Raw genomic sequence first — 23,272 nt, forward strand, 5'->3', positions numbered from 1 at the left:
CCTCAGCTACGCGTTCTTAGCTTGCCGCCGGCTTGCAGATCACAGCGTTGCGAGACAGCATTTTCGACTTTCCGTGCCAATCCCGACCTTCTCTGTCACGGCATTGCAACATGCCTGCGACTGTGTCAGGCTTACCCCGTCATACAAGTGTGAGGTGCACTGCGATGCTCGACTTCACCACGCAAAAAATGCCTGAAATCGGCCGCACCGCGCGCTACTCGGAGGCGCTGGCTGCCTATTACAATTCTATTGATCTGGAACGTCAAGTCGTTGCCGAGATACAGGAGAGGGATGTCCTTGAAGCCTTCTCCATGGCTTTCGATCTGGGCCGGCTGAGTTGTTCCGTGCACCGGTGCAATTCGCCGCTTCATCGTTACTCGATGCGCAAAAGCTCAGCAAAACTGGGGTATTCGCTGCAGTATATCCTCGAAGGCAACCTCAGCATCATAAGCGACGATTATTGCCATGAAGTCGGACCCGGCGACTTCGTTTTCCTTCGCTCACGCAACCTTCTGGAATATCACACATCCACTTCGGGCAGCAAAACCATCGGAATTCACCTGCCATCCTCGCTCGTCCAAAGCATGACCTATGGGCGGACCATCGGGCTCGACCGTGTATTCTCCAGCGAGTCCGGCATCGCGGCCTGTGTCGCCTCTTTCATCAAGGCCATCTTCAATTCACACGCCGCTCTTACCGCGGCGGACAGCGCCGCGTTGCAGGCGGGCCTGGCCGAAGCGATCGTGCAACTTGGCACCCAGGCCACCGGCTCGATCGCCGACGCAGCGCGGACCACGCTCCTCAACGACCTCAAGTCCATCGCCGCCGCGAAACTGGACGACCCGGATCTCACGCCCGCCATGGTCGCTGCACGCGCGGGGGTATCGGTGCGCACCTTGCATCGGGCCTTTCAGGCGTCAGGGGAAACATTCTGGAACTGGATCCGTGACCGGCGACTGGACCGTTGCTATGCCGAACTCACCACGCCCATCCAATCTAAGCGCACCATTACCGAAGTCGCCTTTCGCTGGGGCTTCAACGAGCTAAGCACGTTCGATCGCAATTTTCGTAAGCGCTATGGCGCGTCGCCGCGCAACGTGCGCGCGCGGGCCGGTGGCGAAGCTCAAGCAACCTGACGGGGGCCGGTCATGGCGGGTGGTCGGAAGTTCGGGCTGCTCGCCATGGGCATAGCGATGTCCCGCTAATCTGCGTGCAGCGCCGGCAAATCAGCTGGAACGCTCGATGGGGATAAGTCAGAAGCACCCGACCCTCGTCGACTCTTTCAATTCCAACAACCGATATACGCTCGGCGCCACCTTTGCTGCAATTTGGCACGCAATATCGAATGATCGTGGCTCTGAACGCCGCGATTTCTCGGACTCGCTGGCTTTAGGGTGCGTCACGCACATGGTTCGGGGCGGTTTGGAGTGGCGCTGAAGGGAAATGGGTGGATGACCGGGAAGCAGCAGCACAAAGCGCGACTCTTCGACAATTGCGTGCTCAGCTTCATCAGCACAAATGCGGCTGTCCATAATTCTATCACGCTATTTTCCTGCGATATCGTTGGCCTCCCGGCGATCGGACATGTCGCTGAATTTCAAGCCTGTGGCTCCGAAGCCATCGTCAACTGTTCGTGACTGATGGCCGCTGCCTGGAACATGTCGCGAGCGCAGAGCCCCGGGCGACTGTCGCGCACTCTGAAGCCGACATCGAGCACCATAACGAAGCCACAGAGGATGTGATGGCGAGATCGGCCGAAGACTGATGCTTGGGGATAAAATGTGATGCGGATACGATCCATCGTGATAGCGGCGCTCATGGCGAGTGCCTTGGCCGATGCCGGTCGGCCGGAACCCGTCACGTCACTTCCCGCTCCCGCGCTGCAGGCGGTATCCGGCGATCGAACGAGCGGATGGCTGAGCCAATCGCGCTCCGAAGTGCTTGCCCGCAACGGCATGGTAGCGACCAGCCAGCCATTGGCCGCGGAGGCCGGCTTGGGCATCCTACGCGCCGGCGGTAACGCGATTGATGCCGCGATCGCCACTGCCGCTGCGCTCAACGTGGTCGAGCCGGCGAGCGCCGGCGTCGGCGGCGACGCCTTGGCGATAATCTGGCTCGCGAAGGAGCATCGGCTGATTGCCATGAACGCGATCGGGCGCGCGCCGGCCGCCGCCACGCTCGCAGCCTACCGGGCGAAAGGTTTCAAGGAAATGCCACTGCACGGCATCCACTCAGCGACGGTGCCCGGCGCCGTGGATGGCTGGGTCGCGCTGCTGAAGCGGGCTGGCACCCTGCCACTCGGACGCGTGCTGGAGCCCGCTATCCACTTGGCCGAGGACGGATTTCCGATTTCAGAACGCATCCGCAACGACTGGATCTACGGTGCCGAGGTGCTGAGCGCCGACCCCGAGTCACGACGCGTCTATCTCCCGGGCGGCCGAATCCCGGAAACCTACCAGATTTTCCGCAATCCCGATCTGGGTCGAACCCTGCGGTTGATCGCCGACGGCGGCCGCGACGCTTTCTATCGCGGGCCGGTGGCGCAGGCGATCGTCAAGCGATCGCGCGAGCTCGGCGGTTTTTTCGCAATGTCAGACTTTGCGCCCAGCCAGGTCACATGGGACACGCCGATCACCACCCGCTATCGGGGCGTGGACGTTTATGAAATGCCGGCTCCCCCACAAGGCATGGCTGTCCTGGAGATGCTCAACATCGTCGAGGCCTGCGCGCCGAAGTTCGGTCTGGACATCGCGAAGCTTGGCCCGCGCTCGCCCGATTATTTTCACCTGATGATAGAGGCGAAGAAGCTCGCCTATGCCGACCTCGCCCTTCACGACGGTGATCCGGCCTTTTCCAAAGTGCCCACTGACAGGCTGATTTCCAAAAGCTATGCCGCAAGCCTTTGCAACCGCATCGACATGCGGCGCGCAGCACCGATCCCACCGGGCGGCGAAGCGATCGGCGGCACGGTCTATGTCGCGACGGCGGATCGCGAAGGGAACATGGTGTCGTTTATCTACAGCATCTATGACAGCTTCGGCTCCGGTATCACCATCCCGGGATACGGTTTCGTGCTTGGCGACCGCGGCGCGCTGTTCAACCTCGATCCCGCCAGCCCGAACGTCGTCGCGCCGACCAAGCGTCCTTTCCACACGCTTTTGCCCGGATTTCTTATGAAGGACGGTCGCCCGCTTATGGCGTTCGGCCTGATGGGCGGCGGGCAACAGGCGCAGGGACATGCGCAAGTGCTGGTCGATATACTCGATTTCGGCGCCAATGTGCAGTCGGCGAGCGACGCGGCACGCTTCACGCACGTGCAGGCGCGCAATCGCCTGGCACTCGAATCGCAGTTATACCGCCTTGTTGGAGCCGAACTTGCCCAACGTGGCCACGTTGTCGAAAGCGCTAACGGCGAAAATATGGGCGGATATCAGGCCATCCGTTTCAAGCCCGAACATGTGGGAGATTTTCCGGCGTCGACGAAACCCGGTGGGCCAGTCAATGGCGCTTACATAGCCGGATCCGATCACCGGAAGGATGGCGAAGCCGTCGGCTGGTGATCGAAGCTGACATTCGCAACCTGGTGTCGGAACGACATGTATTGGTCGGCACCTTCCTGAGATGTCGGGTGCCGGTAACCCGCGATTCGAGATGGTCCGCATCGGCTTTGCGATGCTCGGTATTGGCCTCCTGAGTCTGATCGCGCGCTGGCGCGAAGCGCTTACGATTGGCCGCTGCTGCATCGCTTCGCGGTGCTGATGGGGCCATCGGGGCTGGTCGCCGTGCTGCCCGGCTGGATCGTGACGGAAGCCGGGCGACGCGCCCATTCGCAGCGCAGATATCGCGCCCGCACCGGCCATCATTGAGGGAGCGTCGGCATGACCGATCTCACTGTCATCTGGGCCGGCCTCGTCGGCTTTGCCATCATCGCTTATGTTGTGATGGACGGCTTCGATCTTGGCATCGGCATCCTGTTTCCCTTTTTCAAGGTCGGCCAGAGCCGCCAGCTGCGGAGCGGCCATGCCGGTTCGCCGCCAGCCTGACAGTGCTTGAAACGACGTCCACCAGTGGGGCTGGAAGGAACTCACCTGCGGCCTCCCCTCTTGACCTTGCCTTGCCATTGCCCGACCTGCCGTCCCATGTCCGGTGAGCCAGCCCCATGCGAATCGTGATCATCGACGACAGCGGCCTGCGCGCGACCGTCCTGGAGGAAGGGCTGCGGGACGCGGGCTATGATGACATCCACATCGTCCCGCCCCGCGGCGCCTTCGTTGCGCGCCTCGAACGCATGGCCCCGGACGTCGTGTTGATGGACCTCGGCAGCCCCAGCCGCGACATGCTGGAGGAAATGCTGACCGTCAGCCGCGCACTTGCCCGGCCGATCGCCATGTTCGTGGACCAGTCGGACGAAACGATGATCGGCGCGGCGATCGATGCGGGGGTTTCCGCCTATGTCGTGGATGGCCTGCGCAAGGAGCGGGTGAAGCCTGTGCTCGAACTTGCTGTCCGCCGTTTCAACGCCTTTTCCAAGATGCAGGCGGAGCTGGAGGAAGCGCGCACCGCGCTCCACGACCGCAAGATCATCGATCGCGCCAAGTCGATTCTCATGAACCAGCGCGCCCTTTCCGAGCAGGACGCCTATGCGCTGCTGCGGTCGAGCGCGATGAATCAGGGGAAGAAGATCGTGGATGTCGCGCAGGCGCTGATCACTGCCAGCGACCTGCTGGGAGGGGGGACATGACCGTTCATCTGAAGATTGCCTTCCTCCCGCTGAACGACGCGGCCGTGCTGGTCGCCGCGCGGGAGCGGGGCTTTGCCGAGGCTGAAGGGCTGACGCTCGATCTTGTCCGCACGACCAGCTGGGCGACGCTGCGCGACCGGCTCGTTTTCGGACAGGTCGATGCCGCGCAGATGCTCGCCCCACTGGCGGTCGCGGTCACACTCGGCCTCAGCCAACAGGCCGCGCCGATCGCGGCGCCCTACAAGCTGGGCGTCAATGGCAATATGCTGGTGATGGCGAGCGATTTCGCCAAGGCGCTGGAGCCCGATGTCGCCGCGCGTATCGCCGATCCGCTGGGCACCGCGCATGATTTCGCCGCCGCGATCGGCTTGTGGCGGTCGTCCATCGCTTTTCCAGTCACGCGCTGATGCTGCGCTACTGGCTTGCGAGCGCGGGCGTCGATCCGGATCGGGACGTGCTGCTGCGCGTGCTGCCTCCCTCGCTGACGGTCGAGGCGATGCGCGCGGGCGAGATTGACGGCTTCATCGCCGGCGAACCGTGGGGCAGCGCTGCGGTCGAGGCGGGCCTTGCCGAAACGGTGGCGACGGGCGAGCGCATCTGGCGGCGCGGGGTGGAGAAGGTGCTGGCCTTCCGCGAACGCTGGATGGAGGAAAATCCTGATACTGTCGATCGCCTCCTGCGCGCACTGGCAGGGGCGGCGGCCTGGTGCGACGATACGGCGAACCATACCGTCCTTGCCGACCTGCTCTCGGACAGCCGCTATGTCGATCAGCCCGCCGACCTCATTGCTCGCGCGCTGTCGGGCCAGATCGTCGCGCGGGCCGGGGAGGCGGCGATCGCCCATCCCGATTTCATGCTCTTTGCCCGTGAAGCCACGCCCTTCCCCTGGCGCAGCCAGGCGCTCTGGATTTACTCGCAGTTCGTCCGCTGGGACATGGTGACGCATGACCCAGCTGTGGCGGCTAAGGCGGGCGGAGTATTTCGCCCGGATGTCTATCGCCGCGCGCTCGCCGATATGGATGTCGCGATGCCCGGCGCGAGCATGAAGGTGGAAGGGGCCGTCGACCGACCGCTGGGCGTCGGATCGCGGCGCGGGGAATTGACTCTGGGGCCGGACCGATTCTTTGATGGACGCATTTTCGATCCGGAACGGATCGAAGACTATGTTGCCGGCTTTACCGCCCGCCGTTGAATAAAGGCGCAATTTTGTGCCTTGCAACATGATGCGAATCGCGGGATAACATAAGGGTCGCGCGACGAAGCGCGCTTATTCGGATGCATCGTCCCAAGGGTGGGCCGCGCATCCTCTCCACATCGCAGCAAAGCCGCTGATCGGACACGCCAATGGCGTACGTCCGGCCTGCGGCTTTTTTCGTGTCCATTTCCGTTTATTGGGGGACGTATCATGGCTACCGCTTATTGGGATCGCGACACGCAGGACAGCGCGCCCGCCGCCGCGACCAGCTTCTGGAAAGCCGGTCACACACCGACGTTGATCGCCGCTTTCCTGTATTTCGACCTCGCTTTCATGGTGTGGGTGCTGCTTGGCCCGCTCGCGCCGATGATTGCCAAGACGCTGCTGCTGACTCCGGCCGAAAAGGGGCTGATGGTGGCGACTCCCACGCTGGCTGGCGCGTTCCTGCGCGTCGTCAACGGCCTGTTGGTCGACCGCATCGGGCCTAAGCGGTCGGGCGCAATCAGCCAGATCATTGTCATCGCCGGCCTGTTCAGCGCCTGGGCGCTGGGCGTCAACAGCTTCGGCGGTACGCTTGCGCTGGGCGTGATCCTGGGCTTTGCGGGGGCGAGCTTCGCCATCGCCCTGCCGCTTGCCAGCCGCTGGTATCCGGCCGAACATCAGGGGAAGGCTATGGGCCTAGCCGGCATGGGCAATTCGGGCACGGTGCTCGCCGCGCTCTTCGCGCCGATGCTCGCGAAGCTGTTCGGCTGGAACGCCGTACTGGGCCTTGCCTGCATTCCGCTGACGATCGTGTTCGTCGCCTATATGCTGATGGCGAAGGATGCGCCGAACGCCCCTGCGCCCAAGAAGCTGGTCGACTATTTCCAACCCCTGAAAAAGGCCGACGCCTGGTGGCTGATGGCCTTCTATTCGGTGACGTTCGGTGGTTTCGTCGGCCTTGCTGCGTCGCTGCCCATCTATTTCACGGACCAGTTCGGCCTCACGCCGGTAATCGCCGGCTATTGCACCGCTGCTTGCGTCTTCGCCGGATCGCTGGTCCGGCCGATGGGCGGCGCCCTTGCCGACAGGATCGGCGGGTCGAAGGCGCTGATGATGGTCTTTTTCGTAGCCGCTCTGGCGCTCGCCGGAGTCGGGTTCGCGCCCACTCTCGTCAGCGCGCTTGGCCTGTTCGTGGTCGCGATGCTGGCGCTCGGCGCCGGCAATGGATCGGTGTTCCAGCTTGTGCCGCAGCGCTTCCAGGCGGAGATCGGCGTCATGACTGGCCTGGTCGGCATGGCGGGCGGCGTCGGCGGCTTTTACCTCGCCAGTTCGCTGGGCTTGGCCAAGCAGTTTACCGGCAGCTTCGCCCCAGGCTTCCTGATTTTTGCAGGGCTTGCCGTCGTGGCGCTGATCGGCCTCGCCCTGGTCAAGGGCAAGTGGCGTGCTACCTGGACCAGCGGCGCGCGCATCTGACTGCTGCCGTGCTCCGGCATTCGCCGGAGCACGGTCCGATCACCCGTCCTAAGGGGGGACGACCTTCATGAAATATCTTCTCGTATCGGCGGCCACGCTGGCCGTCGCCGGGCCGGCCTGCGCCCAGCAGATCAGCCTCAAGCCCGTCGCCGAAGCCCGCCTTCGTTACGAACATGCGCGGCAGGACGGGCTTCCCACCGAAACCAGCGACGCGCTCACTGCCCGCGTCCGCGCTGGAGGCACCGCCACCAACGGAGCCTTTTCGGCGACGGTGGTAGGGCAGGGGAGCCTTGCCATCATCGACGACTATTATGACGGGGTGAACGGGGCGGCCACGCGCCCGATCATCGCTGACCCGCAGAATATCGCTCTTTATATCGCCCAGCTTCGCTATCAGGCAAAGGCGTTCGCCTTCACCGCCGGCCGCCAGAATATCGCGCTCGACGACGAGCGCTTCGTCGGCAATGTCGCCTTCCGCGACAACGCCCAGACCTTCGACGCGGTGCGGGCTGAACTCTCGCCCTTAAAGGGGATGAAGCTCGACATCGCCTATGCCTGGAGTGCCCGCACCATCTGGGGCATCGACGGCAAAGGCGCGCGGCAGCAGGCGATCGGTGGCGACAATATCTTCGCCAATCTTTCCTATGCAACGCCGGTCGGCACGCTCACGGGCTTCGCCTATCTGGTGGATCAGGACGAGGCCGCAGTGCAGGGCTATCGTCTTTCCAGCCAGACCTACGGCCTGCGCCTCACCGGCACACGGCCGCTCTCGAAAACGGCGAAACTCTCCTATCAGTTGAGCCACGCGCGTCAGTCCGACTACCATCGAAATCCCAACAGCTATCGCGCCAACTATTGGCTCGCCGACGCGACGCTGGACATGAGGGGCTGGAAACTCAATGCCGGCTATGAAGTACTCGGTGCGGCCAGAAGCGGGGTAGCGGGCGCGGCGCTCACCAGCTTCCAAACGCCGCTCGGCACCAATTTCAAATTCCAGGGCTGGGCCGATAAATTCCTTACCACCCCGCCCAATGGCGTACGCGACGTCTATGTGGGTGGTGGGTACGGCCTGAAACAGTTGGGGCCGCTGTCGGGCGTCAACCTGTCGGCCACCTGGCATCGCTTCAGCAGCGACCGGCTCGACCTTCATTATGGCGACGAATGGAATCTGCTCGCCTCCGCGAAGCTCCGGAAGACGATGCTCTCGGTTCGCTACGCTCACTATGATGCGAAGGCGCTGGCGACGGAGACGGAAAAGCTCTGGCTCCAGGCGGACTGGAGCCTGTAACCTCGAAATGGCTTGAGCCGGTTCGCGAATCGGCTTATGCTGCAACGCAAGAGGACAAGGATGTCCTTCGAACCATAGCCGCGACGATCCACGGATGGATCGCCAAGGCGCAGATGATGGCAAGGCCGCCATCCAGACGTTCGGATTTCAAAGCCCGGCCGTCCGGATGGCGGCCTTTTTTGTTTCCGAAAGGGACGGGCAATGGAATTGCAGGTCAGGAACGATAGCCGGGCGGGAGCGGAGGATGAGATGCTCGTCCCGTTCGAGGATGTCCGCGAGCATCTGGTCGTCATAGGCAACGGCATGGCCGGTTGCCGCGCGATCGAAGAACTGCTGGCGCGGGATGCGGGGCGTTACCGCGTCACCATCTTCGGGGCCGAGCCGCATGTGAACTATAACCGCATCATGCTCTCGCCGGTGCTGGCCGGGGAAAAGACGTTCGATCAGATCGTCATCAACGACGCCGCCTGGTATGCCGACAATGACATAGAGCTGATCGCCGGCGATCCGGTCATCGAGATCGATCGCGCCGCCAAGACCGTCACGAGCCGATCGGGTCGCACCACGGGCTATGACAAGCTGTTGATCGCCACCGGTTCCGACCCGTTCATCATCCCGGTGCCGGGTAAGGATCTGCCTGGCGTCATCAGCTTCCGCGACATGAAGGATGTCGATACCATGCTGGATGCCGCCGGCAAGGGCGGCGAAGCGGTCGTGATTGGCGGCGGCCTGCTCGGCCTTGAAGCCGCGCATGGCCTGACCCTGCGCGGCATGAAGGTGACGGTCATTCACCTCATGGACACGCTGATGGAGCGGCAGCTCGACGAAGCGGCCGGCTGGTTGCTGAAGAGCGCGCTGGAGGCACGGGGGCAGACGATCCTGACCGGCGCGAACACCGCCGAAATCTACGGGCAGGGCAAGGTCGAAGGCGTCCGCCTGAAGGACGGGCGCGACATTCCCGCCAGCCTCGTCGTCATGGCGGTCGGAATCCGGCCCGCGACTGCACTGGCGAAGGCGGCGGGACTTGCGGTCAATCGCGGCATCCTGGTCGACGATCATATGGTGACGAGCGATTCCAATGTGCTGGCGGTCGGCGAGTGCGTCGAGCATGACGGCAATGTCTATGGGCTGGTCGCGCCGCTGTGGGACATGTGCCGCAGTCTGGCCGATGGCCTCACCGACCGGCATAGCGGTTACAAGGGGTCGGTCACCTCGACCAAGCTCAAGGTCGCCGGGCTGGACGTCTTTTCCGCCGGCGATTTTTCAGGCGGCGAAGGGTGCGAGGACATCGTCCTGCGCGATGCATCGCGCGGCGTCTACAAGCGGGTGGTCGTCAAGGACGACCGCATCGTCGGCGCGGTGCTATATGGCGACACGGCGGACGGCGGCTGGTATTTCGACCTGCTTCGGCGTGAGGAGAATATCGCGGACATCCGCGACCTGCTGATCTTCGGCCAGGCATTCGCCCAGGGAGGGGGCGCGCTGGACCCTAGGGCGGCCGTTGCGGCGCTCTCGGACGATGCCGAGATTTGCGGCTGCAACGGCGTCAGCAAGGGCCAGGTCATCGGCTGCATCGAAGAGGGCGCATGCAGCCTCGACGCCGTCCGCGCCACCTGCAAGGCCTCGGCAAGCTGTGGCTCGTGCACCGGCCTGGTCGAAAACCTGCTGGCGGTGGTGCTGGGCGAAGAGGTGAAGGCCGGCCCGAAGACCATGTGCAAATGTACCAGCTTCACCCATGATGATGTGCGGCGCGAGATCGTCGCGCAGAATATGCGCTCTATCCCCGAAGTGATGCAGCGGCTGCACTGGACGACACCGGACGGCTGCTCCTCCTGCCGTCCCGCGCTCAATTACTATCTGCTCTGTGCGTTACCGGGCGAATATCAGGACGACCAGCAAAGCCGCTTCGTCAACGAACGCATGCACGCCAACATTCAGAAGGACGGCACTTACTCGGTCGTGCCGCGCATGTGGGGCGGCCTCACCAACCCTCGCGAGTTGCGCGCGATTGCGGACGTGGTCGAGAAATATGACGCGCCTATGGTCAAGGTGACCGGCGGCCAGCGGCTGGACATTTTCGGGATCAAGGGGGAGGATCTGCCTGCGGTCTGGGCGGACCTCAACGCCGCCGGCATGGTTTCAGGCCACGCCTATGGCAAGTCGCTGCGTACGGTGAAGACCTGCGTCGGCTCCGAATGGTGCCGGTTCGGCACGCAGGATTCGACCGGGCTCGGCGTCAAGACTGAGCGGATGACCTGGGGGTCGTGGATGCCCCACAAGTTCAAGATCGCCGTGTCGGGCTGCCCCCGCAATTGCGCCGAAGCGACGATCAAGGATTTCGGCATCGTCTGTGTGGATTCGGGCTATGAGCTGCATGTCGGCGGCAATGGCGGCATCCATGTCCGCGCCACCGACCTGCTGTGCAAAGTCGTGACCGAGCAGGAGGCGCTGGATTACTGCGCTGCCTTCATTCAGCTTTACCGCGAGGAAGCCCGCTATCTGGAGCGCACCGCGCCCTGGATCGAGCGCGTCGGCGTCGACTATGTGAAAAGCCGCATCGTCGAGGACGAAGCGGGCCGCGAAGCGCTGCGCGCCCGCTTCCTCTATTCCCAGCGCTTCAGCCAGGACGATCCCTGGGCGGAACGCGCCGCCGGCGCCGATGCACAGCTCCACCAGCCCCTTCACCCCTCAATGCCCTTTGGCGCAATCGCTGCGGAGTAAGACCATGACCGACTGGATCGACATCGGCACGCTGGCCGACATTCCCACGCGCGGCGCACGCACTGTGCGGATTGCGGGCGAAAAGGAGATCGCGATCTTCCGCACTGGCGACGACCAGGTCTTCGCGCTGGTCAACGAATGCCCCCACAAGCAAGGGCCGCTAAGCCAGGGGATCGTCCACGGTCACAGCGTGGCCTGCCCACTGCATAACTGGACCATCGCGCTGAAAACCGGCGAGGCGCAGGGCGCGGACAAGGGCTGCACCCCAACGGTTCCGGTGCGAATGGACGGCGACCGCATTCTGATCGCGCCGCCCGAGCAGGCGAGGGCGGCCGCCTGATGGACCAAGCCATCCGCACCACCTGCGCCTATTGCGGCGTCGGCTGCGGCATTTCCGCGACGCCGACCGGCCCGCGCTCGGCCCTCATAAAGGGCGACGAGGCGCATCCCGCCAATGCCGGCCGCCTTTGCTCGAAGGGTACGCATCTGGGCGAGACGATTGGCCTAACCGGTCGCCTCCTCCACCCGATGATCGGCAGCAAGCGTGCGAGTTGGGACAAGGCGGTTGACCTCGTCGCGCGGAAATTCCGCGACACGATCGACCGCCACGGCCCCGACAGCGTCGCCTTCTACGTTTCGGGTCAATTGCTGACCGAGGATTACTATGTCGCCAACAAGCTGATGAAAGGCTTCATCGGCTCGGCCAACATCGACACCAACAGCCGCCTCTGCATGTCGAGCGCGGTCGCCGGTCACAATCGCGCCTTTGGCGAAGACATTGTGCCGGCCAGCTATCAGGATCTTGACGAAGCCGACCTGATCGTCCTTGTCGGCTCCAACACTGCTTGGTGTCACCCGATCATCTATCAGCGCATCCAGGCCGCCCGCGCCGCGCGCGGCACGAAACTGGTGGTCATCGACCCTCGCCGCACCGAGACCTGCGAAGGCGCGGACCTGCATCTGGCGCTCAAGCCCGGCACCGACGTCGCCCTGATGAACGGCTTGCTCGCTTGGGCAGCGGCGGAAGGCATCGCGTCATCCGATCATCTGACGGTGCCGGACGGCTTCTGGGACCATATCCGCGCCGACCATGATCTCTGGACCACGGCCAGGACCTGCGACCTGCCGCCCGCGCAATTGGAGCAATTCTTCCGCCTGTTCGCCGCCACGCCCCGCACCGTCACCCTGTTCAGCCAGGGCATCAACCAATCGATCCGCGGCACTGATCAGGTGAATGCGATCCTCAACGTCCACCTTGCCACCGGCCGCATCGGCAAGCCGGGCGCGGCGCCCTTCTCGATCACCGGCCAGCCCAATGCCATGGGGGGGCGCGAAGTCGGGGGCTTGGCCTCCACGCTCGCCGCTCACATGGATTTCGCGCCTGAGAATGTCGCGCGCATTGGCCGTTTCTGGGCAGCGCCCAATATGGCAACGAAGCCTGGCCTCAAGGCTGTCGATCTGTTCCGCGCGATCAATGAAGGGCGGATCAAGGCGCTCTGGATCATGGCGACCAACCCTGCCGTCTCCATGCCCGACGCCGGCCGTGTGCGCGAAGCGCTGGCCTCGGTTCCCTTCCTTGTCGTGTCGGACATCATGGCTGCCACCGACAGCAGCCCCCACGCCCATGTCCGCCTGCCCGCCGCCGGCTGGGGGGAAAAGGACGGCACCGTCACCAACAGCGATCGCACGATCAGCCGCCAGCGCCCCTTTCTCGCTCTGCCCGGCGAGGCGAAACCCGACTGGTGGATTGTTACGCAGGTCGCGCGCCGAATGGGCTGGCGAAACGCCTTCGCCTATGACCGGCCCGCCGACATCTGGCGCGAGCATGCGCGCCTCACCGCCTATCAGAATGATGGGCAGCGGCTGCTGAACCTGCGCGCCCATGCGACCATCGGCAACGACGCCTATGAGGCGATGGAGCCGTTCCGCTGGGGCGGCACGCCCTTTACCGATGGACGCTTCCCGACCCCGGATGGCAAGGCGCGGCTGGTGTTGACCAGGCAGATGGACATTCAGCCACCGCTGCGCGACTGGCCGCTGACGCTCAACACCGGCCGCTACCGCGACCAATGGCATACGATGACCCGCACTGGCCTCTCGCCCAGGCTCGCGCGCCATCGCGAGGAGCCGCTGGTGGAGGTGCACCCCGGCGACGCGCAGGCGCTGGACCTTGCCGAAGGCGATCTTGCCCGCGTCACGACGGCCCAGGGCGACAGCCTGTTCCGGGTTGCCTTGACCGAAGGCCAGCGGCCTGGTGAAATCTTTACCCCGATCCATTGGACCGATCAGGTTTCGACCGGAGGGCGCACCGGCCTCCTGCCCCGGCCGCTGGTCGATCCCCATTCGGGCCAGCCCGGCTTCAAGTCCACGCCCGCCCGTCTCGCCAAAGTGGCGGCCGAATGGAAGGGCTTTCTCATCCTGCGAGGGTCGGAGCCGGTGATGCTGCCCGGTCTCTGGGCCACGCGGGTCACGGTTCCCGGCGGGGCGCTCTACGAGATTGCCGGAAATGGCAATCCCGCGCGCCTCGACGTCTGCCTGCCCAAAGGCGACCGAGTCGAGGCGGTCGATCCCGCGCGCGGCACTTGCCGCATCGCGATCCTGCGCGAAGACCGGCTCGCCGCCGTCCTCTTCGTCACCCGGACCGGCCTCCTGCCTTCGCGCGACTGGCTGATCGGGCAATTGGAGGCCGAAGGCGTGACCGCCGCCGTCCTTGCCGCGCGCGGCCCCGGCAACCAGCCGGAAAAGGGCGCGACCATCTGCGTGTGCTTCGACATCGGTCTCAATCAGATCGTCGCCGCGATCCGCGACCAGAGCCTGGTGGACGTGCCCGCCATCGGCCAGGCGATCGGCGCGGGAACCAATTGCGGGTCCTGCCGCCCCGCGCTTGCCAATATCCTCACCCAGACCATGCAGGAGACGCTCCATGCCGCAGAATGACCTGATCGCGCCCGGCGAGGTCTGGCTGGTGGGCGCAGGTCCGGGCGATCCCGACCTCCTGACCCGCAAGGCCGAAAATCTGATCGCCGCCGCTGACATCATCTTTTACGACGCGCTGGTGGGGCCGGGTGTGCTCGATCTTATCCCGCCCGGCATCGAGTGTATCAGCGTCGGCAAGCGATCGGGCCGCCACAGCAAGGCGCAGGGCAGCATCAACGACCTTCTGCTCGCGGCGGCGAAGGCAGGGCGGCGCGTCGTCCGTCTGAAGGGCGGCGACCCGTCCATCTTCGGCCGCTCCGCCGAGGAGATGGCGCATCTGGGACGGGCAGGTGTGGCTGTCCATATCTGCCCCGGCATCACCACGGCCAGCGCGGCGGCTGCCAGCGGCCATATGTCGCTCACCCTGCGCGGCGTCGCGCGCGGGCTGACCTTGGTGACGGCGCATTTGCGCATTGGTGAGCCGCTCGCGCTTGACTGGGCGGCGCTTGCCGGCAGCAGCACGCTGGGCATCTATATGGGCCGCTCGGCGGCGAGCGAGATCAGCCGCAATCTGATCTCGGCGGGGCGGCACCCCGATACGCCGGTGATGGTCGCGGTCAACGTCTCGCTGCCGTCCGAGCGGTTGATAAGGGGCAAGCTCTCTGCGCTTGCCTTTTTGGTGGAGGCGGTCAGCGACAAGGAACCGACTCTGCTGCTGGTGGGGGAGGCGGTCAGGAATCACGGCCGGGCCGAGGCGGCGAATGATCGCGCACTGCTAAACGCCTGATGACTGATAAGAAGCGGCTGAAACGATACCGCCTGCGGACGCTTTTTCCGATGGTCGCTTGGCGTTATTGAGACTGGCCCAAGTTAGCGACCCAACCGAACCGACATACCGGACGCGCGACGGAGATGTTGGTCGAATTGCGGACGACCGAGGAAAAATCGGGAAGATGGGATGGGATCATCATGTCGCCAAAGGCACTTGCCCTGAAGCGGACAGGAAGATCCCGACCATGACGATCATACGGAAGGTCCGGGGCAGCGGTTCGCCGCCTCCTGTCCGGCCCGAGATCATTTCATCCTGACAATGGCGGTCCAGCGATCCCGCCAGCTCGTCGCGCGCGCGACATCGGTCGCGATGCTCGCCCATTCGCGCAGCGCCAGCTTTACGGGATTGCCTTCGCGTGCCTTGCCGATCAGACCATAGCGCTTCTCCACGTCGCTCTCCGGCGCGATCGTACCGAACAGGCGGTCCCAGATGATCAGCATGCCGCCATAATTGCGGTCGAGGAACTCCGGGTTGCTGGCATGGTGCGCGCGGTGATGGTGCGGCGTATTGAAGATCCATTCCAACGGCCCGAGGCGCGGGATGGCCTCGCTGTGCAAGAAGAACTGGAAGTTCAGGTTTACCGCAAGCAGAACGGCCACGATGCGCGGATCGACGCCCAATGCAATGACCGGCAGGTAGAACAGCCAGCCCAGCGACAGCGTGTTTGTCCAGCCCAGCCGCAGCGAGGACAGGAAAGTCAGCTGTTCGGCGCTGTGATGCACGCTGTGGCTGGCCCACATCCAGCGGATTTCATGGCTCGCGCGGTGAAACCAGTAATAGGCGAACTCGACTGCGAAGAAACCGATCGCCCAGCTTTGCCATTGCGCTGCCGGAAAGCGATGCGGAACATAAGCCCAGACCGTACTGAAGGCGGCTGCCAGCACTACGGCATGCAGCGCGCCCGCGACGAGATTGCCCGCCACCAGCCCGGCAGTGGTCAGCGCCGCGCGCCCATCATAACCGCGCCCGGAGCGGAGCCGCCAGACCAGTTCGGCCAGTATGGCGACTGTCGCGATGCTCAGAAACAGGGGGGAATGATGCGCCATGGCTATTTCCGCCTTGCGGCCATCGCCGCCTGCATCCGGTCCCGTGCCGCGTCGAACTCGGCCCTTGTGACCTCGCCATCGCCATTGGCGTCGGCAAGCATGAACATGCGGGGCGGCGAGGATCCCATTTCCTCGCGCGTGACGACACCGTCGCCATTGGCGTCGCTCTGGCCGATCATCCCGGTCAACTTCGCATAAGCGTCGGGCCGCAGTTTCGCGAGCCGTGGAAAATCGGTTGGGCTGACGACGCCGTCACTGTTGCGGTCGAGCTGGCCGAACTGGCTCTGGCGAAAGGCAGAGAACTCTGCACTGGTGACGCGACCGTCGCGATTGGTATCGGCCTTGTCGAACCATTGCAGGGGGTTGCCGCCGCCCATGCGGCCCATCTGCGCGGCGACCGGGCTCGCGCCCAGTGCCAGGGTGCCGATCTGGCAACCGATGAGGAGAAGGGAGAAGGTCTTCATGATGCTGCTTTCCAGGGAGGGGGGCACGCCGGGCCGTTTGGGGGTCAGGAGGAGCCGACCCGGCGTGCGGTGCGCGGGATCAGTAGGGGCTGGTTTCCCGCGTCACGGTGCCGGTGGAGCCATCGGGGCGGGTGCGCGTCGTCACCGCGCTGACGCTGCCGTCGTCGTTGCGCACCGCGCTGGTCGAGCGGCCCCAACTGGTGCCGTTGTTGGTGGTGTGGCTGGCGCCGCCTTGATAGCTGCCATTGCCCCAGTTCGCGCTGCGGCTGGAGGAGACGCCGCGACCGCTGTTGGTCTGGATGCCGTGATTGACCGATGTCGAACCCGGTTGGCGGGTCACGGCGCGCGAGCGGTTATAGCCGTGGCCGTAGGCGCCTTGCGCGCTAACGCTCCGGCTGCGCGTCTGCGCCTCGGCGGCGGTGGCGGCAATGCTGCCGGCCAGGATCAGGCCAAGGGCGGCCGCGGTCAGAAAGGTCTTCATGTTTCGTCTCCTTGCATGAGTGGGATCATGTCCCGCTGGAGACGGGTTTGCCGGTGCGTGGTAACGGTTGGACGAACCGTCGGAATCATAGGGTGACAAAATGTAACAGCGCTTGCGGCCACGAGGCGCGATGGCATTCTGCGGAGATGGAAGACCCGAACCGCGCGCATGTTGCCATCGTCGAGGATGACGATGAAATTCGCGATCTCGTTTGCAGCCTTCTGATGCGTGAGGGCCTGCACGCTCATCCTTGCCGCACGACGTCCGAGTTCGACGCGCTGGTGCAACGCCAGCCGATCAACATGGCGCTGGTCGATATCATGCTGCCGGGAGAGGACGGCCTGTCGCTTTGTCGTCGTGTCCGTGCGGCCGGACAGCTTCCCCTGATGATCCTATCCGCGCGCAGCGATGACGTGGACCGTATCGTGGGGCTTGAGATCGGCGCCGACGATTACCTGCCCAAGCCCTTCAACCCGCGTGAACTGCTGGCCCGTGTGCGGGCGCTGCTGCGTCGTTCGCAGGCGAGTGAAACGACGATACAGCCGCCCGGCCTGCGTCGCTATGCGTTCGAAGGCTGGCTCTGGGATGTCGATGCTCGCAGCCTGATCCCGCCGGACGGTTCCACGCTGGACCTTACCGGGGGCGAGCATGACCTGCTGCTGTGTCTGATCGAGCGCCCGCAGCGCGTGCTGTCGCGCGAGCAGTTGTTGGACTGGACACGCGGGCGGGAAGCCGCTCCCTTCGATCGCACCATCGACGTACAACTGGGGCGGGTTCGTCGCAAGCTCGCCAGGGTGCCAGGCGGGGATGCCCTGATCAAGACCGTGCGTGGTGGCGGCTATGTGTTCGTCGCTGCCGTGCGCAAGGTTTGAGCCGGTGGGCACGACGCTGTCATTCCGCATCGGCATGGTCATGCTGGTCGGCTTCATCCTGATGCAGCTTCTGCTGCTGCTCGTCTGGCAGACGCCGGGCCGGGGCGGTCCCGACGCGAACTACGGCCTGCCCGCGCCCACTACGCTCGCCCGCATGGTCGATGCGATGGAGCGGGCTGGACCTGCCGGGGCAGCTGAACTCGCCGACAGCTATGACGGTTCGCTCTTCACCGTGACGATCGGACGCACGCCACCCAATGATTTTCGCGAAGTGCCGACAGCTCTATCTGAACTTGCCAGCCGCTACCGCCACGCTCTTTCCGATCACAATGTGGTCGTGGACGGCGGGCCGGGAGTGTTCGGCGCATGGATGGGTGATCGGGCGAGGCCGATACGGTTCCTCGTCCCCATCCGCCTGACGATCTGGATGCGCGACGGGCGCGTGCTGATACTGACCGGGCGGCCATCGCGCGCGCTCAGCGCCTATCTCGCGCGGCGTAGTCTGCTGGGCGCCATCAGTGGCGCGCTGCTCCTGCTGATGCTCTGGATCGCACTGCGCCAGACCACCCGACCGCTGCGCCGCCTGACCCAGGCGACCCAGGCGTTGGGACACGATCTGCGCGCGCCCGATGCGATCGTGGAGGGCAGCCGCGAAACGCGTGCGCTGGCGCAGGCCTTCAACGTTATGAAGGCGCGGATCGTCTCGCTGATGGATGAGCGGACCTTCATCCTCGCCGGTATAGCGCACGATATGCGAACCTATCTGACCCGGCTGCGCCTGCGCGCGGAGTTCATTGCCGACGATGGCCAGCGTGCCCGCGCAGAACGTGACCTGGACCAGATGTCCGCGCTCCTCGACGACAACCTTCTGTTCGCCAGCATCGATCGTCACAACGTGACGCCGATGCAACGGGTCGACCTGTCGGCCTTGACCCGCGCTTTGGTCGAGACGCGGTTCGAGGCGGATCGCATCGAGCTGTCTGCCCGCGAGCCCGCACTGATCGAAGCGGACGCGGCCGGGCTGGAGCGGATATTCGGCAATTTGGTCGACAACGGCTTTCGCCACGCCGATCGCATGCGAATAGCCGTCCGGCACGATGGACGCACCATCGTCTGGCAGTTTGAGGACAATGGCCCGGGTGTGGAGCCTGCAGACTTGGCCCAGCTCGGTCTGGCCTATCGTCGGCTGGATCCTTCGCGTAATTCAAAGGCGGGAGGGGCTGGCCTTGGCCTCGCCATCGTGCAGGCGCTGGCAGACCCCATGAGGGCGCAAGTGAAGTTTGGAACTTCGAATGACGGCGGTCTGCGGATCAGCATCGTCTTTCGTAAGAATGCGACGACATAGTCCAAAACTTGATCGGTCGAGCAGCATTTTTCGTCCCTGATCGCGGGAGCCCGCCGGGATCCAGATCGCGCGTGCAGGCGCTCGTCTTTTTGGAGGTGCGGCGTCACGCGCCGGCGACGATGCACAGGCGCGAGGCGCGACAAACGAGCGGATCAGCGCGCTGTGGCCTCGAAAATTTTCAGGTCGCGTTCCAGTCGCCATTGCCGTTCGGCCTTGGGACTGGTGGCGAGAAAGGCCTTGCAGGCCGGAGCATCGGGTAACGCGCAGGGCGTAACCATCGCGCCGCCCGCACGATCCCGCCACAAGCTCGGCCCCTGGAGGAATGCATAATGCAGGCCGTCGCGCGCAATCTGTTTCAGATCGCGATAGCGCAGCCCCTGTTCGGTGACGGCGCGCAGATATTCATTGGTCATATCGCTGCGTGATACCCCTTCGTCATCCGTGGAGAGCACGACAGGGACGCCGGCCTCGCGATAGAGCGACAGCGGGTGCGCTGCCCCTTTCACACCCAGGATCACGGCGTTGCTGGTCAGGTTGATCTCCACCGCAATCCTGTCCCGCGCCATGCGCTTGAGGAGGGCGGGGCCATCGGTTTCATAGCTGATGTCGATGCCATGACCGATGCGGCTGGCCCCGGCCACCGTCACGGCATCATGGATATGGAAGGTCAGATCGCGCGACGGCACCAGCCCCAGTGACAGTTCGCCAGCGTGGAGAGATAGCTTCACCTTTGGGTAGCGCGTTTTCAGGAAGGCAATCATCGCCATGTGCAGCCGATAGTCGCGGATCGCGACGGGATCATGTTCGGGTGCCGCGATGTTGACGCCGACGAAGCGCGGGTCGGTTTCGGCCGTGGCGAAGGCCAGCGCCAGTTGCGCGAACACTTGCGCTGGCGGCACGGTCCGCAGTGCCGTGAACAGATAGCGAATCGTGACGTCGCAGGCGGGCGCGGGGGTTGCTCCGCCGCACCCGTTTGCCTGTGCCATTTCCCCGTCATAGCCGTCATAATCGGCGGTCACCTGTCGCACGGCGTCCGGGAGAAGCGGAGCGATCCGGGCGTAAAGCGCTTCCAGGTCGCTTGCGTCCGCGCCGCTGACCTTTGCAGCCAGCGTCCCCGCGACGCGCGATCCGCTCGACAGTTCGAGATAGGAGACATGATCCGCGGCCGCCTGCCTGCGCGCGAGCGACAGCGCCTCCCCGACGTGGCGCGCATAGGCCGCGCCGAACCGCTCGAACGTCGAGAAGAAACGATCGTAGCCCGCCACCGCCGGGTCGCCTGTTCCGGCCTCGAACCCGCGGGTGGAGAAAGCGTCGATGGCGGCCGAGTAGCGCGGATAGTCGCGCTCCAGGCCGGCGGCGGCTATCCGGTCAGGTGCGTCGCACGGCGGTTCGACCAATTTGTAGCTGTCCTTGGTCAGGCACAGTCGGTCCGCCGCCGCCCAGCGTAGATAGTCTTCGGCGAAATTGGCGCCCCCGGCATGATTATGCAGGTCACCACCCTTGGGCATCGCCTGGAGGAACAGGCGCAGGCGCGGCGGGCTTGCCGCGATGCTGTCCATATAGGCAGCGGTGCGGGCTTCGTCGGACACGGGCGGGGTGCCCGCCAGCGCCGGTGTCGCGCTAAGCAGCAGCGCTCCGATCCATTTCGTCAAGCCTTTCATGTCATCCCCCGGAACGAGCCGCCGCAGCGATGCCGCTGTGGCGGGGGCGCGGTGGCGGTTCAATCACGATATTGCGCACATCATATTGCCATTATTCGATCGGATTGGCCGATCGCCGCCTAATTTTTACATCGCATCGTCGCGATAACGGCAATGGACGCTGCGCTGTATCCTCCATAGTCCAGCCCCGACGGGCAGATTGCGGATATGGCGTCGCTACCCGTCCTGCTTAACGAAAAGGAGTTTGACGGGTGCCGACAGGGCGGCGGGATTGGCGGCGATGACCGGCGGAAGGTGGCCAAGATATGCGCTTGCGTTCGCCGCGCTGGCGCTCGGCGCATCGGTCGTGGGCCATTCGCAGGATGCGCCCGTGGCTCCCTCCGTTCCCGCTTCGGCAAGCGCGCACGGCCCGCCTGACATCATCGGCGACTATTGCGGGCGATGCCATAATGACGACGACCGGGTCGCCGGTCTGTCGCTCGACGATCTGCGCACCGCCGATCTGCAATGGGGCAAGCATATCGAGGAGTGGGAGAAGGTGCTGCGCCGCGTGAGCCTCGGCGAAATGCCACCGCTCAACAAGCCGCAGCCTGATCCCGCCCAGCGCGCCGCCTTCGTCTGGTGGCTGGAAAAGTCGCTGGACGATTATGCTGCCGCCCATCCGGATCCAGGCCGTGCGACCATCCGCCGGCTCAACCGCGTCGAATATGCCAATGCCATCCGCGACTTGCTAGCGCTGAAGATCGATGTCTCGCGGGAGTTGCCGCAGGACAATTCAGGCTATGGCTTCGACAATATCGCCGATGTGCTGAGCGTTTCGCCGACTCTGATGGACCGCTATATCGCCGTCGCCGGCAAGGTCGGACGGATGGCGACCGGGCTTGCCTCCGCTAGGCCGTTCGTCACCAGCTATGAACTGCCCAAGGACGGGTCGATCATGAATGGCGGCCGTCCCGCCTATAATGAGCAGGCGAGCGACGACCTGCCGCTCGGGTCGCGGGGCGGCGGCGCCTTCCCTTATTATGCCCGGTACGATGGCATTTACGAGATCAGCGGCTGGCTGAACGCCAACACCAATAACGAGACCGACCGTTTGCCCGAGGACAAGGTGAACGTTCGCGTGCCGATCAAGGCAGGTGCGCATGTCGTGGGCCTGTCCTTCCGCCGGCGACTTGCGCCGGAGGAGAGCGTGCAGACGCTGCGCAACGATCTGGACAAGGTGCCGATGCCGACCGCGGCGCCGCAGATGCTGCCTATGGACGTTTCCATCGACGGCAAGGTGGTCAAGACGGTGGCGGTGCCGTCCTATCGCTTGTCGCCCCGCTATGCGCAGCAGAACTTCCCACGCGATGTATTGCAGATCGATGTCGCGGGGCCATTTGCGCCCAAGGGCATCGCGAACACGCCTAGCCGCGATCGCATTTTCCTCTGTAACCCCAAGGCCATATCGGCGCAGGCGGCCTGCGCGCGGCGGATCCTGGGTTCGCTCGCCCGGCGCGCCTATCGCCGGCCGGTGACCGACGCCGACCTCGCGCCGCTGATGCGCCTCTACACCGCCGAACGGGCGCGGAGCGATTTCGAGCAGGGGATCGAGGCTGGGCTGGAGGCGATACTCGTGTCGCCACATTTCCTTTTCCTGGTCGAGGGCGATCCAAAGGGGAGCGCGCCGGGCAGCGTCCATCCCCTCAACGACTATGAGCTGGCGTCGCGCCTGTCCTTCTTCCTGTGGAGCAGCATTCCCGACGACCTGTTGCTGGACCTGGCCGACAAGGGGCAGTTGCGCAATCCTGCCATTCTCGACGCGCAGGTCACGCGGATGCTCGCCGATCCCAAGGCGCAGGCGCTGACAACCAATTTCGCCGGGCAATGGCTCTATCTGCGCAACCTTGACCAGCAGCGGCCCGACATCAGCGTTTTCCCCCAGTTCGACGCGCGGCTGCGCAACGCCATGGGGCAGGAGACCGCGATGTTCTTCAGCTATGTCCTCCGCACCAATCGCAGCCTGCTGGATTTTATTTCCGCCAATTACAGCTTCCTGAACCAGCGGCTGGCCGACCATTATGGCATCGGCGGCGTCAGCGGACCGGCGATGCGGCTGGTCGGCCTGCCCACCGGCTCCAACCGTGGCGGATTGCTGGGGCAGGCGAGCATCCTGACCGTTACCTCCTATGGCAACCACACATCGGTGGTGAAGCGCGGCAAATGGATTCTCGACAATATGCTGGCCGCCGCCCCGCCCCCACCCCCGCCTGATG

17 protein-coding genes and 3 pseudogenes are annotated in these 23,272 nt (G+C 64.5%); 15 read left to right on the top strand and 5 right to left on the bottom strand.

All coding sequences use genetic code 11. The features are described from left to right. The first annotated feature begins 164 nt into the window (after positions 1–164). Positions 165–1,136, top strand: coding sequence for a helix-turn-helix transcriptional regulator (locus tag AX724_RS19595; protein WP_066769941.1), 972 nt, complete (start codon positions 165–167; stop codon positions 1,134–1,136). Positions 1,137–1,597: 461 nt separating this feature from the next. Here AX724_RS19595 and AX724_RS24250 read toward each other — a convergent pair whose 3' ends face one another. Then, positions 1,598–1,819: a hypothetical protein gene (locus tag AX724_RS24250; protein ID WP_197421643.1), complete on the bottom strand. Its 222-nt coding sequence runs from the start codon at positions 1,817–1,819 to the stop codon at positions 1,598–1,600. Here AX724_RS24250 and AX724_RS19605 point away from each other — a divergent pair. The 11 genes and pseudogenes from AX724_RS19605 (at position 1,818) to cobA (ending at position 15,103) form a co-directional block, all read left to right on the top strand. After that, positions 1,818–3,560: a gamma-glutamyltransferase family protein gene (locus tag AX724_RS19605; protein WP_197421644.1), complete on the top strand. Its 1,743-nt coding sequence runs from the start codon at positions 1,818–1,820 to the stop codon at positions 3,558–3,560. The genes AX724_RS24250 and AX724_RS19605 overlap by 2 nt on opposite strands. A gap of 91 nt (positions 3,561–3,651) precedes the next feature. Next, a pseudogene (locus AX724_RS24875) lies at positions 3,652–3,821 on the top strand (cytochrome ubiquinol oxidase subunit I); the annotation flags it as partial. Positions 3,822–3,878: 57 nt separating this feature from the next. Further along, positions 3,879–4,004, top strand: a pseudogene (locus tag AX724_RS23725) (cytochrome d ubiquinol oxidase subunit II); the annotation flags it as partial. A gap of 155 nt (positions 4,005–4,159) precedes the next feature. Further along, positions 4,160–4,741 (top strand): ANTAR domain-containing response regulator, encoded by a 582-nt coding sequence (locus tag AX724_RS19610; RefSeq protein WP_066769952.1) that lies wholly within the window; start codon positions 4,160–4,162, stop codon positions 4,739–4,741. Then, positions 4,738–5,933, top strand: a pseudogene (locus AX724_RS19615) (ABC transporter substrate-binding protein). Before AX724_RS19610 ends, AX724_RS19615 begins: the two are co-directional and overlap by 4 nt. Before the next feature lie 213 nt (positions 5,934–6,146). Further along, positions 6,147–7,391, top strand: a complete 1,245-nt coding sequence (locus tag AX724_RS19620; protein WP_066769955.1) for a nitrate/nitrite transporter — start codon at positions 6,147–6,149, stop codon at positions 7,389–7,391. A 67-nt stretch (positions 7,392–7,458) separates the two neighbouring features. Then, entirely contained in the window at positions 7,459–8,679 is a 1,221-nt protein-coding gene (locus AX724_RS19625; protein ID WP_066769958.1) for a hypothetical protein, read from the top strand. A 201-nt stretch (positions 8,680–8,880) separates the two neighbouring features. Next, entirely contained in the window at positions 8,881–11,400 is a 2,520-nt protein-coding gene (gene nirB / locus AX724_RS19630) for a nitrite reductase large subunit NirB (RefSeq protein WP_066769966.1), read from the top strand. 4 nt (positions 11,401–11,404) lie between these two features. Further along, a complete protein-coding gene (gene nirD / locus AX724_RS19635; RefSeq protein WP_066769968.1) occupies positions 11,405–11,740 on the top strand; it encodes a nitrite reductase small subunit NirD in 336 nt (111 codons plus the stop codon). Continuing rightward, positions 11,740–14,337: a nitrate reductase gene (locus tag AX724_RS19640; RefSeq protein WP_066769970.1), complete on the top strand. Its 2,598-nt coding sequence runs from the start codon at positions 11,740–11,742 to the stop codon at positions 14,335–14,337. The genes nirD and AX724_RS19640 overlap by 1 nt, the downstream gene beginning before the upstream one ends. Further along, positions 14,324–15,103: a uroporphyrinogen-III C-methyltransferase gene (gene cobA / locus AX724_RS19645; protein ID WP_066769973.1), complete on the top strand. Its 780-nt coding sequence runs from the start codon at positions 14,324–14,326 to the stop codon at positions 15,101–15,103. Before AX724_RS19640 ends, cobA begins: the two co-directional genes overlap by 14 nt. 287 nt (positions 15,104–15,390) lie before the next feature. Here cobA and AX724_RS19650 read toward each other — a convergent pair whose 3' ends face one another. The 3 genes from AX724_RS19650 to AX724_RS19660 all read right to left on the bottom strand — a co-directional run bounded on the left by AX724_RS19650 (position 15,391) and on the right by AX724_RS19660 (position 17,139). Beyond that, the gene (locus AX724_RS19650; RefSeq protein ID WP_066769981.1) at positions 15,391–16,194 is read right to left on the bottom strand and encodes a sterol desaturase family protein; all 804 of its coding nucleotides are present in this window, start codon (positions 16,192–16,194) and stop codon (positions 15,391–15,393) included. A 2-nt stretch (positions 16,195–16,196) separates the two neighbouring features. Next, positions 16,197–16,658 carry an EF-hand domain-containing protein gene (locus tag AX724_RS19655; RefSeq protein ID WP_066769982.1) on the bottom strand — a complete coding sequence of 154 codons (462 nt, stop codon included), beginning with the start codon at positions 16,656–16,658 and terminating at the stop codon, positions 16,197–16,199. 79 nt (positions 16,659–16,737) lie between these two features. After that, positions 16,738–17,139: a hypothetical protein gene (locus tag AX724_RS19660; RefSeq protein ID WP_066769983.1), complete on the bottom strand. Its 402-nt coding sequence runs from the start codon at positions 17,137–17,139 to the stop codon at positions 16,738–16,740. A gap of 146 nt (positions 17,140–17,285) precedes the next feature. On the opposite strand from AX724_RS19660, the gene AX724_RS19665 reads away from it, so the two are divergent. Beyond that, positions 17,286–18,011, top strand: a complete 726-nt coding sequence (locus tag AX724_RS19665) for a response regulator (RefSeq protein ID WP_066769985.1) — start codon at positions 17,286–17,288, stop codon at positions 18,009–18,011. A gap of 4 nt (positions 18,012–18,015) precedes the next feature. After that, complete coding sequence (locus AX724_RS19670) at positions 18,016–19,356, top strand: ATP-binding protein (RefSeq protein ID WP_066769988.1); 1,341 nt, start codon at positions 18,016–18,018, stop codon at positions 19,354–19,356. 152 nt (positions 19,357–19,508) lie between these two features. Here the strand turns inward: AX724_RS19670 and AX724_RS19675 are convergent, their stop codons facing one another. Further along, complete coding sequence (locus tag AX724_RS19675; protein WP_066769991.1) at positions 19,509–21,017, bottom strand: adenosine deaminase family protein; 1,509 nt, start codon at positions 21,015–21,017, stop codon at positions 19,509–19,511. A 280-nt stretch (positions 21,018–21,297) separates the two neighbouring features. On the opposite strand from AX724_RS19675, the gene AX724_RS19680 reads away from it, so the two are divergent. Beyond that, positions 21,298–23,272 (top strand): DUF1592 domain-containing protein (locus AX724_RS19680; protein ID WP_066769997.1); only part of this gene is annotated, 1,975 nt, incomplete at its 3' end.

The sequence above is a fragment of the Sphingobium sp. CCH11-B1 genome (assembly GCF_001556865.1).
Taxonomy (GTDB): domain Bacteria; phylum Pseudomonadota; class Alphaproteobacteria; order Sphingomonadales; family Sphingomonadaceae; genus Sphingobium.